This is a genomic window from Tateyamaria sp. Alg231-49, from assembly GCF_900143535.1.
Taxonomy (GTDB): Bacteria; Pseudomonadota; Alphaproteobacteria; order Rhodobacterales; family Rhodobacteraceae; genus Tateyamaria.
The window spans coordinates 230,738-244,669 of sequence record NZ_FRFA01000001.1; the positions used below are offsets into that span (position 1 = coordinate 230,738).

The window sequence follows — 13,932 nt, forward strand, 5'->3', positions numbered from 1 at the left end:
GCAAACGTCGCAAATACCCTGAAAACAGGGGGGAATTATGGCTTTTTTTGCAATGTCAAAGTTGTCCAATCACCAATAACGTCACGATGAACAACACTGTTTCCGCACTGCGTGTAAACTTCAACCACAGCGTTTGCCTGCTCATTCAAGATCCCAGACAGAATCGCGTACCCGCCTTTATCGAGTCGCGCTGACAAGTCTGGGGCCAGCGCGATCAGCGGTCCTTTGAGGATATTGGCGAAAATCAGGTCGAAAGGCCCGGCAAGACCTGCGTGATCGAATCCCGCCGCCTCCAATACCGTGACACGGTCGGACATGGTGTTGGCCGCCAGATTGGCCTCAGCCACTTCGACCGCTTGGGCATCAATGTCACTGGCCAAAACGGGTGCGGGCCAGATCGCTGCGGCCCCCATCGCCAACACCGCAGTGCCGCAGCCTATGTCGACGGCGCGCTGCGCGACAAAATCGGTATCGGCCAAACGATCCAAGGCGCGCAAACAGCCCAGCGTCGTGCCGTGATGCCCGGTGCCAAAGGCCATCGCCGCCTCGATCAGCAAAGGGTATTTGTCGTCAGGCACTTTGTCGGCATCATGGCTGCCGTAGACGAAAAACCGCCCTGCCTCGACCGGGGCCAATTCGCGGCGCACGTGGGCGACCCAGTCCGTTTCGGGCAGCTGAGACACCTGAAAGGGTTTGGCCCCAAATGCAGTGGCCAGCAGCATCAACGCAGTGTCATCCGGGGCTTCTGTGAAATAGGCGCCCACTTCCCAAAGACCTGATCCATCCTCGACCTCAAACACGCCAACGCCTGTCGGTGTCTCGTCCAGTTCTTCGAGCGCTGCGCCCAGCCGTTCGGCGTCGGGCTTGCCCATGAGTGTCGTGAGGGCGGTCCATGTGGGCATCAGCGTCTCCGATATCTGTCAGCGTTGGGCCACGGGCGCGGCGGTGGAGGAGAGACATCCGTCTCTGGCCCGAGGCTCGCCACATACCGCCAGCCCCACAATGCCGCAAGTGCGCCCATGAGTGCCCCTGCTGCAGCTTGCCCGTATATAACGCCCGTCGCGCCAAAACTGGCCGCCAGAAACGCTGCCAACGGCCAGCTCAGAACCCCATCCTTGATCCAGCCCAGTAGGGTCGACCGCCCGGGCTTGCCCAGATTGTTAAAGGCCGCAGTCGACACAAACATGCCTCCCAGAAAAATGAAGGCACCCGAGCCCACGACGGTAAACGCACGCAACACTTCCGCCCCTTGCCCGGTCAAGGCAAAGGCGTCGATCACAAGCGGTGTGGAGGCCCAAAGCACCCCCCATGTGACAACCGTGTAGATCGCGCAAAAAATCAGAGCGTCGCGGTAGGTCGTGCGCAGTCTGTCATACTGCCCGGCCCCAAGGTTCTGCCCAAAGATCCCACCTATCGCCCCCGAAAGCGCAAAGACACCCCCAAAGGCAAGCACGGTCAGTCGCCCCACCACCGCCCAGGCGGCCACGGCGTCATCGCCAAAAGGGGCCATCACGATGGTCAGAAAATAGTTGCCCGCAGGGGTCGCCATTTGCGTGGCAATCCCCGGGACGGCCACGGCCATATAGGGACGAAAGGTTTCGACGACACCCGCCCAGTCGGGCCGCGCGATCAGATCGTGCTGATAGGCCGCAAAGAAAAGCGCAAGCCCCATCAAAGAGAACCGGAACAGAACAAGCCCGAGCGCCGCGCCGTCGAGCCCCATTTCCCAATAGATGATAAAGATCGGGTCCAGCACCATCAGCACAGCGCCCGAACAGAGGGTAACGTACATCGCCTTGGCCCCGAGCCCTTCGGCCCGCAACGTGCCAGACGCGGCAAATGCGACAGCCATGGGCACAAGTGACGGCACGGTATGCAGCAGATACCGCGCCGACAAAGCGGCCGTTTCGCCTCTCGCCCCTGCCAACGCCACAAGGTCGTGGCGCAATAGGACAACGATCAGGGCCACGAGACCTTGAATTGTGCATGAAATAGCAATGGTCGCACCAGCTTGGCGGCGGGCGGCGGCGCGATCCCCTTCCCCGATCCGGCGCGACACAAGCGCCGTCGCTGCAATCATGAGCCCTACGCCAGAAGACACCGAAAAGAACTGGATCGCGTAGGCAAATCCGATGGCGGCCACCAGTTGCGGTTGGCCCAATTGCGAAATCCAAAGCAGGTTCGCCGCATCCACCAGAAAGACAAAGGTAATTCCGAACGCACCCGTGGCCGTCATCCGCACCACATGACCCATCGTAGAACCCGTCAGAAAACGCCCAGCGGACATTCTATTCGGCCGGGGATGGCAAAGGTGTGGCCAAACGGGTCTCGTATCCCGGCTCAGGATGACGTGGGATCAGAAGGGCAAGGCAAAGCGAAGTCGCAGCCATACCTGCCGCCAGAAAAAACACAGCCCCCGGAGAGACAAGCCAGAGCAGGCCCAGCGGCAAGGGCAGCGTGACGGCCGCGATATGGTTGATGGTGAAGGCGACCGCAGCCGTCGGAGCGATGTCCTGCGGGTCCGCAATCTTTTGGAAATAGGTTTTCAATGCCAGTGCCAGACCGAAAAAGATGTGATCCACCACATAGAGCGTGGCCGCCACAATCAGCCCCCAACCTAGAAAATACACACCGCCATAGGCGAGAAATACGAGGACGAGCCCGGTGTATTCAAAGATGAGGGCTTTGTGCTCTCCGTACCGGGCCACAATGCGGCCCAAGAGGGGAGCGACCAGAATGTTGACCACAAGGTTGATTAGATAGAGCGCAGTGAGTTCATGTACCTCAAACCCGAACTTTTCGACCATCATAAAGCCTGCAAAGACCATAAAAATCTGGCGCCGCGCACCGGACATGAACTGCAACGCATAATAGAGCCAGTAGCGGCGTCGCAGCACAAATGTCTTGAGTTGGGGATGGGGTGCCTCGAACTGGGGGTAAGCGATCATGGCAAAGATGGCGATCGCTGCCGTAATGCCCCCGCCAACCATGTAAACTGTATTATAGGTCAGCCCCAGAGGTTCCCACAGGATCATGATGACGAAGTAAACAAGGAACGTGGCGACCGACCCTGCTGCCAGCAGCCATCCAAGCATTTGTGGAGCTTCAGCCTTTGTCAGCCATTGCAGTTGCAGCGACTGGTTGACTGTCTCGTAATAGTGAAAGCCGACCGAACTGATGAAGGTCAGGACCAGGATGCCGGTCAGCTCCGGGAACTGGGCTGTCACAGCAGTGGCAAGGCCTAGCATGACAAGGGAAATCAACCCAAGCACCTGCTCGCGCATGAACATGATCAAGACGATCACGCCGACAGCCAAAAAACCTGGGATCTCCCGGATTGCATGCAACAATCCGATGTCGCGCCCATCAAAATTCGCCGCTTCGACCACGAAATTGTTCAGCAAGGCCAGCCAAACGGAAAACCCGATTGGCATGGCAAAGGCCATCAAAAACAACAGCGCCTTGGGGCGACGCCATTTCGGCAGATCACCGGTCTCGGCAAGGGGGACATAACGGGTCATGCGATTTGCTTTACGCCCTTTGTTGTGTTCTGGCGAGTGACCAAAACGCACATTAGGCGCCATCTTCGTGCACAGATCGATGGCGCAGCTTTCGGGTTGCGCGACCGGCGTGGTCTGCGCCATGACCTATCCCATGAGAATGAAAGACATCACGACCCAATTTGGCGCGCTGACTGTCAGCGAAGATGCCGGAATGATTGTAAGACTGACCTGGGGTGTCTCGGGACGGTCCGACAGCTCAGATGTATTAGACGCCGCAGTCGCGCAGTTGGCCGAATATGATTCAGGCGCGCGCGAGGATTTTGACCTGCCGTTGCGTGTGAATGGCTCTCAGGTGCAACAGGACGTATGCACTGCCATGTCGCAGATTTCCTTTGGGGATACCTGCACCTATGGCGATATTGCAAAACAACTTGGCATACCCGCACAAGTCGTCGGGCAGGCCTGCGGAGGCAATCCGATCCCGATCATAATCCCCTGCCACCGGGTGATGGGCGCCAAGGGTCTGACAGGGTTTTCCGGCGCTGGAGGCGTCGAGACAAAGGTGGCGCTGCTGCGCCATGAAGGCGCGGGCGGGTTCCTGATCTGAGGTCCGCTTTAGCTCTGCGGGATCAGTTGCTGTGCGATCCCGGCAAATACCAAGTACAGCGATGTGACCACCAAGCCCCAGTGTGCCCAGCTTTCAGGGTGAAATCCGACCCAAGCAGCCCAGCCCGCAAAGAAGGTCCAGGCCAGCGCGGTCGGTAATGTCAGCCACCTCCAGCGTTCTGTGCGCACGGGATGCACAAATTTCAAAGGCAGGAACATACCCACGGCCAATACGCCCACAAGCGCAAGCGACACCCAGAAATTCGGCTCAAGCGCAAAGATCACCAGCACAACCATATTCCAGCAGCCCGGAAACCCGGAAAACGAATTGTCTTTAGTTTTCATACGGGTATCTGCGAAATACAGGGCAGAGGCAAAAGTGATCAAGATGATCGCCACCCAGCCGGTCCACCCATCCATCAACCCGGACTTGAACAGGGCAAAGGCCGGGATGAAAACATAAGTCAGATAATCAATTATCAAATCGAGCAAAACGCCATCAAATTCCGGCGCTTGGGTTTTGACGTGGTATCTGCGTGCAAGCGGCCCATCGATCCCGTCCACCACAAAAGCCACGACGAGCCACAAAAACATCAGATCCCATTTGGCATCGACTGCCGCCAGCATCGCAAGCATGGCAAACACAGCGCCCGTGGCAGTAAAAAGGTGGACACAGAGGGCGCGAAATTGTGTGGTCATCAAACTGTCATGATCCATAGCCGCGCAGGTTGCAAATATAAAAAGACCGCGCCAGTGAATACGGCGCGGCCAGACCAGAAAATCTGATCGACGTCTGGTTTATTGTGTCACACGTACCTCTTCGAGCGGATAGCCAAGGCTATCTTGTGCTTCCCACCCGACGTGACAGTCATGACAGAAGCTCTGCTTGACCTTCATGACTTTGCCGTTGGGTTGCAGGCCGGAATACAACCAGCCCCCGGCGTCGGGTGCTTCGTCCAGACCTACTTTTGTCATGATGAACAAAGGGCCCGGACGCGCAGCCTTTTTCTTGATCGAGACAGTGATAGATTCCTTGGCGAGGACAGACCCTATTGGCATCTCAAAGCCTTCCTCTTCGAACTTCAGGTATTGTTCGGCGGCGACGTCATTGGCGAAAGTATTCAAAAGACGGTTGCCGTGCGGACCCGCCACTGCGGGGCGCGTGGCCGTAGCCGCCCAAGAGCGATAGTTCGACCCGATGTCGTCACCTTCCTTGGCATACCCCGTGGCCATTTTTTCCTGCAAGCAATCGTACAGGACATTAATCTGCGTCTCGTCGAGATCAAAAGCATCTTCGACGGTGATGGCGGTGCAATCTTGTGCGCTGGCGACACTGGCAGTGGCGACTGTCATGGCAGCGGCAATAGCTAGCTTACGGATCATTTTGAGGCCCTCTTGAATTAAATGGTTCTGGCGTCGGTATACAGCAGTATGCCGTTAGCAATTCATGGCACAGCGCCCGCCTGCAGCAGCATCAAGATGGTGCACACTTTCGTGATTGCTCAAGCCTTTGGGTGGGCGCGCGCGTAGACGTCCATCAACCGGACCGTATCGACGGCCGTATAGGCCTGAGTGGTGGACAGCGAAGCATGTCCAAGAAGCTCCTGAATGGCGCGCAGATCACCGCCCGCATTCAGAAGGTGGGTTGCAAAGCTATGGCGCATCGCGTGAGGCGTGGCTGATGCAGGCAGGCCCAGTTGCATACGCCCCTGCGCCATGACCTTTTGAATTGCACGCGGCGCCAAGGCACCCCCACGGATGGCACGAAACAACGGTCCATCGGCATCCAGATCATAAGGGCAAGCGACTCTGTAGGCTTCGACCGCTTGCCGCGCGGCCTCAATCACTGGCACGATCCGTTCTTTGCCGCCCTTGCCAGTGATACGCATCACCTCTGGCAATGGGGCATCCCGTACGGTCAGCCCCAGCGCCTCGGAAATCCGCAAGCCACACCCCCACAAAAGGGTGAGGACGGCGGTGTCGCGGAGCCCCACCCAAGGCTTGTCCGATTGCAGGGATGCGATGTCGAGCAGATCGCGCGCAGCTTCTTCTGAAACCGGACGGGGTAGCTTTTTGGTAAATTTGGGCGCGCGGGTGGACAATACGGCCGTCGGTTCAAACCCTTCGCGTGTGCTAAGCCATTTGTAGAACGCCTTGACCGCAGACAGCTTGCGGGCGAGCGACCGTGGGCCAACGCCCCCACTGCGCGTGCGCGCCATCCAAGCACGCATGTCTTGCGTGTCGATCCGTGCCAGCGCCCCGAGGCCCTGAGTCTGCCCCGAATGTTCGGTCATGAAGGCAAGGAACTCAGTGATGTCGCGCCCATAGGCGATTGTCGTGTTCTGCGCCGCCCCCTTGATCGCCTGCTGATGTGCCAGAAACTGTTCCAGCGCATCGCGTGCCGCAGGGGAGATCATGCTCATCCCAACCAACGCCGCATGGCACGTTCAAACACCCCGGTGAAAAAGGCCAGCAGATCGGTGCCCTGCTGAGGGCCGAACATGTGCGGGTCCTCTGCTCCGAGAACCAGAAGGCCAGGCAGGCGCGCATCGCCGAAATCAAGTTTCAAACACGCCTCAGAGCGAATCCAGTCGCCGGATGCGCCATAAATTGCGGGATCGGCAGTTTGCACCTGACGCAATGTGACCTGACGGACCCCGCCTCCACGTCCTTGTGTCAGATAGCTGTCGATGAAACCCGGCTCGGCCACGCTTAGCACGTCACCCATACGTTTGATTGCCGGGTCATTGTCATTTTGAACCGACTCAAGCACCAGCTTGACCTCATCCACCCGCAGTATTTCGGCGACTTCGCCACCCAAATCACGCAGAAAAGGTTCAAATTCTAAGGGATCGAGCATGCGCAGGATCGCGCGGTGCACCTGATTGGTGCCCGCAAGGTTTTCGTAGGCCGCCGCAATTACAGAGCGGTGTGTGTCTTCGAGCCGATCAAGACGGGCTTCCAGACGTTCCATCGCAAGGCCGCGCAGGTCGACAATGTTGCCGCCCATCGACTTCTCGTTGGCTGCAATCAGCGCGTGCATCAAATCATTGTCGTCCAGAATCACATCGGGACGGGAAATAATCGCCTCTCGCAAGGCGTCATCGATATCGGGTTGGCTGCTCATACCATGCTCATTTTTATTTTGCGGTTGTCTAACACGAACGCAGGACAAAATCTGCCCTTTGATGCGAAAAACTTTGTGCTTTGAGCGCGCTGTTGCTCATGGGCGTCAACGACGGGGAAGACAGCCCAACTTCTCCCCCTGTTTTTTGAACAACCAAAGGTAGATATGACGCTCACTAACGCCACAGTGCTCCAGACCACTCACGGACAAGGGTCGACGGATTTTCCAAATTTCCGAGCCCAATAAGCGCTGTCTGGATGGGTCGGAAAACCCTGTTTTACAGGATTTTCTGGCCCGTTTTTGCCCAATCTTTCATAAACTGCTCAAGACCTGCATTGGTCAGCGGGTGGCTTGCCAGCTTCTTGATAACGTCCGGGGGGGCCGTGATCACGTCCGCGCCGATCCGCGCGCAATCCTGCACGTGATTTACCGACCGGATAGAGGCCGCGAGGATTTCTGTTTCATACCCATAGTTGTCGTAGATGGTGCGAATATCTTCGATCAGCTCCATCCCATCGATGTGGATGTCGTCCAGTCGTCCGATGAAAGGAGAGATAAAGGTCGCGCCTGCTTTGGCTGCCAGCAACGCTTGATTGGCGGAAAAGCACAATGTCACGTTGACCATCTTGCCTTCGCCCGACAGCACCTTGCACGCCTTGAGGCCATCCCAAGTCAGCGGCAATTTCACGGTGATGTTTTCAGCAATCTTGGCCAACTCACGCCCTTCGGCGATCATGGCGTCTGACTCGAGCGCCACCACTTCTGCGCTGACTGGACCATCGACCAGATCACAAATCTCTTTCGTGACCTCCATAATGTCACGACCAGATTTAAGGATAAGGGATGGATTGGTGGTCACACCGTCGACCATGCCCAGGTCGTTCAACTCGGCGATGGCGTCAATCTCGGCTGTATCTACAAAGAATTTCATCTCAGGGCCCTCTTGATGGCTTGGCGTTTGCTCAGGATGCCTTTACCTCATGGCGGGTGATGCTGAAACCCCTCATATGTTGGCGCTAACATGATTGACCCATCGTTTTTTGACGAAGGGGCGTTGGTGGCCGTGCTGACGACACAGCCGCTGGATCGTGCTTTGGATTACAAGGCACCGGAGGGCGGATGCCATCTGGGCGCCTTTGTCGAGGTGCCGCTGGGGCCTCGCAAGGTGCTGGGTGTGGTCTGGGGGCCGGGCAAGGGCGACTATGATTATGCCAAGGTGCGATCCGTGTTACGGGTGCTTGATGTCGCTCCGATGCGTGCAGAAATGCGGCGGTTTCTCGAAAAGGCTGCCGCCTACACCCTGACCCCGATGCCCGCCATGCTGCGCCTTGCCACACGTGCGCCGGGGTTGGGTGATCCTCCGTCTATGCGCAAGGTGTATCGCCGCGGCCCGGATGAACCAGACCGGATGACGGATGCGCGCAGGCGTGTTTTGGACTTTTTGGCCGAATACGGTGATCTGTCTTTTACTCTGAAAGAGTTGGCCGAGCTATCGGGTGTGACGTCGTCGGTTATCAAGGGGTTGGTGAAACAAGGTGCTGTAGCCGAAGAGGACAGCCCACGAGACCTGCCCTTTGCGCCGCTTGACCCAAATCTGCCCGGCAAAGAACTGACCGAGGATCAGGACCGTGCCGCCACGCATGTGGCCGAAGCGGTGCGCGCGGGCACATACGGCACGACGCTGTTGCGTGGGGTAACGGGGTCTGGGAAGACCGAAGTCTACCTGGAAGCTGTCGCTGCCTGTTTGTCCGCTGGGCGACAAGCCCTTGTTCTGCTGCCAGAAATCGCATTGACGGCTGAGTTTTTAAAGCGGGTCGAGGTCCGGTTTGGGGCGCGCCCTGCCGAGTGGCATTCGGGCGCGACCATGACAGAGCGCCGGCGCATCTGGCGCATGATTGGACAAGGGCAGGCACAGCTGGTGATTGGGGCGCGTTCGGCCCTGTTTCTACCCTATCAGAACCTCGGCCTGATCGTTGTCGATGAAGAACACGACACCTCTTACAAGCAAGAGGACGGGGTGTTGTATAATGCCCGTGACATGGCAGTTCTGCGTGCTTCGTTGTTGGGCGCGCAGGTGGTCTTGTCGTCGGCAACGCCCAGTTTGGAAAGCTGGGCCAATGCCGAAAGCGGCAAATACACGCGCCTTGATCTGGAAGCCCGGTTTGGTCCAGCAGTCTTGCCCACGATGAAGACCATCGACATGCGCGCCGAGACTTTGCCATCAGACCGGTGGGTGTCGGACACGCTGAAAAGGGCTGTGGATCAACGGCTTGAGGCGGGCGAGCAGGCGATGCTGTTTCTCAACCGGCGTGGATATGCCCCGATCACCTTGTGCCGCGCCTGCGGGCATCAGGTGGGGTGTGATCAGTGTGATGCGCGCATGGTCGAACATCGGTTCCTGAAGCGGCTGATGTGCCATCAGTGCGGCGAGACCAAGCCGATGCCGACGGTGTGTCCATCCTGCGGAGCAGAGGACCGGATGGCCCCTGTCGGTCCCGGTGTCGAGCGTCTTGGCGAAGAGGCGGTCAAGCTGTTTCCCGATGCCCGCGTCGCTGTCCTGAGTTCAGATATGTATGGCTCTGCCCGCGCGCTGAAAGCTGAGATCGAGGGGATCGCAGCGGGCGGTGCGGACGTCGTGATTGGCACGCAACTTGTAGCAAAAGGTCATAACTTTCCGAACCTTACACTGGTTGGAGTGATTGATGCGGACCTTGGCCTGCAAGGCTCAGACTTGCGCGCGGCAGAGCGCACGTTTCAGTTGATGCGCCAGGTCGCGGGTCGGGCCGGGAGGGCTGAAAAGCCCGGCACGGCGATGTTGCAAACCTTTCAACCCGAGCACCCCGTCATTCGCGCCATTCTGGCCGGAGATGAGGAAGGGTTTTGGCGCGCGGAAGCGGCCGAGCGCGAGGCGGCAGGTGTGCCGCCCTATGGACGTATGGCGGGCATTATCCTGAGCGGGCCGGACGCCGCGCAAGTGTTTGATGCGGCCAATGCGCTGGCACGCAATGCTGTGCCCCTTGCCCGAGTCGGGGCGCAGGTCTTTGGCCCCGCCCCTGCCCCAATCGCACGGATCAGAGGGCGGCACCGGGTGCGCTTGCTGGTCAAGGCGGGCAAGGGCGTGGCCTTGCAAAGCGCGATCGCGCAGTGGGTGTCGCAACTGCGTCTGAAGGGTGATATGCGGCTTGCTGTCGATATCGATCCGCAGAGTTTTTACTGACTGTGTAAGCGTTTGCGCCATTGAACCGAGACGAGCGCCTCAGAGACCATCTTTTCATAAAGATTGTCACAAAAAACAGCCAATGCAGCATGCGGCAATCCGGAGGCCGCTTACGCGACGACATGTATTGGGGGCTCTGCCCCGTCGCTTGCGCGACTCCCCGTGGTATTTTCGGTCAGAAGAAACTGGGAGGCCGAAGCGGATTGGGCCCTTGGCCTCAAGCGCGTTTGCTGAACGGCGTCGTTGAATGGCATCGATATGCCCCGCATCTGCGAGGCCTTGTCCAAACCGACGCACATCTTACATCAGCGCGCGCCATTCGGTGGCCATTGCGCGGGCCACTTCGGAGGGGCAAGTCGCCCTGCCCGCTCCGCGTGTCGTCATCCATAGCGATGGTATGTAAGGCGGAGGTACCCTCCGCCTAGCCCAGAGCCGTGTTGCAGCGCCCACAGACACTTGGATGCGTATGCCGTCCGACATCTGGCAGCACTTTCCAACAGCGCGCGCATTTTGATCCTTCGGCCTTTTCAAACAGCACGGCAACACCGGGCACGTCTGTCAGGCGAAACGCCTCCGCCGGGGCTGGATCGGACGTGATCGTGATCTGCGAGGTGATGCACAGATCCTCAAAAGGAACCGATTGTAGCTTGGCTGCGAGATCAGCGTCTTCCACGAACACAATCGGGGCGGCCTCAAGTGATGCACCGATCACCTTTTCCGTCCGTTGCACCTCGAGCGCGGCTGTCACGACACGCCGAGCGCCGCGCAGTCCGCTCCATTTTTGAACGATCTCGTCGTTGCGCCAGCTGCTCGGCGTTTCTGGCATGTCCACTAGATGGACCGAACTGTCGTCGCCGGGGAACCGTTCAAGCCAGACCTCTTCCATAGTGAACACAAGGATCGGGGCGAGCCATGTGGTCAGCCGGTGGAACAGGATGTCCAGCACTGTGCGCGCCGCACGGCGCCGCGCTGTGTCCCCGTCACAATAAAGCGCATCCTTGCGCACATCAAAGTAAAACGCGGACAGATCCACCGTGGCAAAGTTGAAGACTGCCGAGAGGACCTTTTGGAAATCAAAAGCCGCGTAGCCTTCGCGTACTGTGACATCCAGTTCGGCCAGACGGTGCAGCACCCATTGTTCCAGTTCGGGCATATCGGCAGGATCTGTCCTGTCGGCTTCGGTAAAGTCCGCCAGCGAGCCCAACATGTAGCGCATCGTGTTGCGCAAACGGCGATAGCTGTCGGCCACGCCTTTGAGGATTTCCGGCCCGATCCGCTGGTCAGCGGTGTAGTCCGTCTGGGCCACCCAAAGCCGCAGGATGTCGGCGCCATACTGGTCCACCACCTTTTGCGGCACGATGGTGTTGCCGATGGATTTGGACATTTTCATGCCCTTTGCATCCAGCGTGAACCCGTGCGTCACAACATTGCGGTAAGGCGCGCGGCCCATGGTGCCAACGGCCTGCAAGAGCGAGGAATGGAACCAGCCGCGGTGTTGGTCGGTGCCTTCCATATATACGTCTGCGATACCGTCTTCGGTCCCATCCGGGCGGTCGCGCAGGGTGAATGCGTGGGTCGAGCCGGAGTCGAACCACACATCAAGGATGTCCATGACCTGATCATAATCATCCGGGTTCACGATCCCTTCGAGAAAGCGCTGTTTGGCCCCTTCGTCATACCATGCATCCGCCCCTTCGGCCTCAAAGGTCGACGTAATGCGACGGTTGACCTGCGGGTTGCGCAGCAGGAAATCGTCATCCGTGGGCAGCGCGCCCTTTTTGGTGAAGCAGGTGAGCGGAACGCCCCAAGCCCGCTGGCGGGACAGAACCCAGTCGGGCCGCGCCTCCATCATAGAGTGCAGGCGGTTGCGCCCCGATTTAGGGGTCCAGTTGACGTTGTCAATTTCGGTCAACGCGCGTTCGCGGATGGTGGTGCCGTAGGTGTCCTGTCCGTCGCCGACCGGTTTGTCGATAGCGGCAAACCACTGTGGCGTGTTGCGGTAGATCACCGGCGCCTTGGAGCGCCACGAATGCGGGTAGCTGTGTTTGATCTTGCCACGCGCCAGCAGCCCGCCCACTTCGGCCAGCTTGTCGATCACGGCTGCGTTGGCGTTCCCTTCTTTCCCGTTGGGCTTCAGGATCGCCTTGCCACCAAAGAACGGCAGGTCATCGCGGAAGCGCCCGTCCGGGTTCACGTTGTAGGTAATCACCTGTTCGAGCATGCCCAGATCACGGTAAAGTTCGTACTCCTCGAGACCGTGCGATGGTGCGCAGTGGACGAAACCCGTGCCTTCGGTGTCGGTCACAAAGTCGGCGGCGCGGAAGTCGCGGATGTCGTCCCATTGGCCTTCCGCACCCTCAGCCCCGTTCAAGGGGTGCGTGAGGGTGATCTTGGCCAGATCATCCTGTGTGACGTCGCACAGACGGCGATACATCGTGTCATCAAGGCGCGCGCGGCCCAACACGTCCGCCGCCAGATTGTCGGCGAGGATGTAGCGGTCGCCGATATTGGCCCAGCATTCCTCGGGCCGTCCGGTCACTTCGTAGAGGCCGTAAGAAATGTCGGCGCCATAGACGACCGCTTTGTTCGATGGCATGGTCCACGGCGTCGTGGTCCAGATCACGACTTGCGCGCTGTCGAGCGTCGCATCGCCCGTGCCCACAACCTTGAACTTCACCCAGATCGTGAAACTGTCCTTGTCGTGATATTCGACCTCGGCCTCAGCCAACGCGGTTTGCTCAACCGGTGACCACATCACAGGCTTTGATCCCTGATAGAGCGTGCCGTTCATCAGGAACTTCATGAACTCTTCGGCGATCACCCGTTCGGCGTGGAAATCCATGGTCAGGTAGGGATTGTCCCAGTTGCCCGTGATCCCAAGTCGCTTGAATTCCTCGCGCTGGATGTCGACCCAGTGTTCAGCAAAGGCACGGCATTCCCCCCGGAATTCGTTGATCGGCACGTCGTCCTTATTGCGGCCCTTTTTGCGGTACTGTTCCTCGATCTTCCACTCGATGGGCAAACCGTGGCAGTCCCAGCCGGGGATATAGCGCGCATCGAACCCCATCATTTGGTGAGATCGGACAATCATGTCCTTGATCGTCTTGTTCAGTGCGTGCCCGATATGCAGGTTGCCGTTGGCGTAAGGAGGGCCATCGTGCAGGGTAAAGGACTCTCGGCCTTCTTTCTCACGCAGCCGGTCATAGACGCCAATCCGTGCCCAGCGCTCCAGCCACTCCGGCTCGCGCTTGGGCAGGCCTGCACGCATGGGAAAGTCGGTACGTGGCAGGTTCAGGGTCTGTTTGTATTCAGGTGTATCGGCGCACATCGGGGGCGTCCTTCATAGATCATTTTGGGCGAGGAATGGCATGGGCGGTGCGATAAGCTCAAGCACCTTTGTCCGGCGGCTCGAAAGTGGGATCAGAGCGCCGGGGATATAATTCGCAGAATGATGGTCGCATGCATCATGCTCGGCTTAT

General features: G+C 58.6%; 11 protein-coding genes. 2 read left to right on the forward strand and 9 right to left on the reverse strand.

Features of this window, described 5'->3' with window-relative positions:
* Positions 1 to 35: 35 nt before the first annotated feature.
* Genes DHN60_RS01110 through DHN60_RS01120 form a run of 3 tightly spaced genes read right to left on the reverse strand, consistent with a single transcriptional unit; the run spans position 36 to position 3,521 of the window.
* Positions 36 to 902, reverse strand: coding sequence for a 50S ribosomal protein L11 methyltransferase (locus tag DHN60_RS01110; RefSeq protein WP_108835422.1), 867 nt, complete (start codon positions 900 to 902; stop codon positions 36 to 38).
* Complete coding sequence (locus DHN60_RS01115; RefSeq protein WP_234423475.1) at positions 902 to 2,287, reverse strand: MATE family efflux transporter; 1,386 nt, start codon at positions 2,285 to 2,287, stop codon at positions 902 to 904. The genes DHN60_RS01110 and DHN60_RS01115 overlap by 1 nt, the downstream gene beginning before the upstream one ends.
* Position 2,288: 1 nt before the next feature.
* On the reverse strand, positions 2,289 to 3,521 hold the full coding sequence (locus DHN60_RS01120) for an MFS transporter (protein ID WP_108835880.1): 1,233 nt from the start codon (positions 3,519 to 3,521) through the stop codon (positions 2,289 to 2,291).
* A 133-nt stretch (positions 3,522 to 3,654) separates the two neighbouring features.
* Between DHN60_RS01120 and DHN60_RS01125 the strand changes: the two genes are divergently transcribed.
* Complete coding sequence (locus DHN60_RS01125) at positions 3,655 to 4,110, forward strand: methylated-DNA--[protein]-cysteine S-methyltransferase (protein WP_108835881.1); 456 nt, start codon at positions 3,655 to 3,657, stop codon at positions 4,108 to 4,110.
* Positions 4,111 to 4,118: 8 nt separating this feature from the next.
* On the opposite strand, the gene DHN60_RS01130 is transcribed toward DHN60_RS01125, so the two are convergent.
* From DHN60_RS01130 to fsa, 5 genes are all read right to left on the reverse strand, one after another.
* Positions 4,119 to 4,808, reverse strand: a complete 690-nt coding sequence (locus DHN60_RS01130) for a phosphatidylcholine/phosphatidylserine synthase (protein ID WP_108835882.1) — start codon at positions 4,806 to 4,808, stop codon at positions 4,119 to 4,121.
* A gap of 99 nt (positions 4,809 to 4,907) precedes the next feature.
* Positions 4,908 to 5,492 (reverse strand): cytochrome P460 family protein, encoded by a 585-nt coding sequence (locus tag DHN60_RS01135; protein ID WP_108835423.1) that lies wholly within the window; start codon positions 5,490 to 5,492, stop codon positions 4,908 to 4,910.
* A 119-nt stretch (positions 5,493 to 5,611) separates the two neighbouring features.
* A complete protein-coding gene (locus DHN60_RS01140; RefSeq protein ID WP_108835424.1) occupies positions 5,612 to 6,532 on the reverse strand; it encodes a tyrosine recombinase XerC in 921 nt (306 codons plus the stop codon).
* The gene (locus DHN60_RS01145; RefSeq protein ID WP_108835425.1) at positions 6,529 to 7,236 is read right to left on the reverse strand and encodes a DUF484 family protein; all 708 of its coding nucleotides are present in this window, start codon (positions 7,234 to 7,236) and stop codon (positions 6,529 to 6,531) included. Before DHN60_RS01145 ends, DHN60_RS01140 begins: the two co-directional genes overlap by 4 nt.
* Positions 7,237 to 7,513: 277 nt before the next feature.
* Positions 7,514 to 8,167, reverse strand: a complete 654-nt coding sequence (gene fsa, locus DHN60_RS01150; RefSeq protein ID WP_108835426.1) for a fructose-6-phosphate aldolase — start codon at positions 8,165 to 8,167, stop codon at positions 7,514 to 7,516.
* Positions 8,168 to 8,257: 90 nt separating this feature from the next.
* Between fsa and DHN60_RS01155 the strand changes: the two genes are divergently transcribed.
* Complete coding sequence (locus DHN60_RS01155; RefSeq protein ID WP_108835427.1) at positions 8,258 to 10,453, forward strand: primosomal protein N'; 2,196 nt, start codon at positions 8,258 to 8,260, stop codon at positions 10,451 to 10,453.
* Positions 10,454 to 10,874: 421 nt separating this feature from the next.
* On the opposite strand, the gene ileS is transcribed toward DHN60_RS01155, so the two are convergent.
* Positions 10,875 to 13,781 (reverse strand): isoleucine--tRNA ligase, encoded by a 2,907-nt coding sequence (ileS, locus tag DHN60_RS01170; RefSeq protein ID WP_108835429.1) that lies wholly within the window; start codon positions 13,779 to 13,781, stop codon positions 10,875 to 10,877.
* Positions 13,782 to 13,932: the final 151 nt, after the last annotated feature.

Excerpts from the sequence above, each read along its gene's own strand:
- DHN60_RS01110 (WP_108835422.1), bottom strand. The coding sequence starts at position 902 with ATGCCCACATGGACCGCCCTCACGACACTCATGGGCAAGCCCGACGCC.
- DHN60_RS01115 (WP_234423475.1), bottom strand. The coding sequence starts at position 2,287 with ATGTCCGCTGGGCGTTTTCTGACGGGTTCTACGATGGGTCATGTGGTG.
- DHN60_RS01120 (WP_108835880.1), bottom strand. The coding sequence starts at position 3,521 with ATGACCCGTTATGTCCCCCTTGCCGAGACCGGTGATCTGCCGAAATGG.
- DHN60_RS01125 (WP_108835881.1), top strand. The coding sequence starts at position 3,655 with ATGAGAATGAAAGACATCACGACCCAATTTGGCGCGCTGACTGTCAGC.
- DHN60_RS01130 (WP_108835882.1), bottom strand. The coding sequence starts at position 4,808 with ATGACCACACAATTTCGCGCCCTCTGTGTCCACCTTTTTACTGCCACG.
- DHN60_RS01135 (WP_108835423.1), bottom strand. The coding sequence starts at position 5,492 with ATGATCCGTAAGCTAGCTATTGCCGCTGCCATGACAGTCGCCACTGCC.
- DHN60_RS01140 (WP_108835424.1), bottom strand. The coding sequence starts at position 6,532 with ATGAGCATGATCTCCCCTGCGGCACGCGATGCGCTGGAACAGTTTCTG.
- DHN60_RS01145 (WP_108835425.1), bottom strand. The coding sequence starts at position 7,236 with ATGAGCAGCCAACCCGATATCGATGACGCCTTGCGAGAGGCGATTATT.
- fsa (WP_108835426.1), bottom strand. The coding sequence starts at position 8,167 with ATGAAATTCTTTGTAGATACAGCCGAGATTGACGCCATCGCCGAGTTG.
- DHN60_RS01155 (WP_108835427.1), top strand. The coding sequence starts at position 8,258 with ATGATTGACCCATCGTTTTTTGACGAAGGGGCGTTGGTGGCCGTGCTG.
- ileS (WP_108835429.1), bottom strand. The coding sequence starts at position 13,781 with ATGTGCGCCGATACACCTGAATACAAACAGACCCTGAACCTGCCACGT.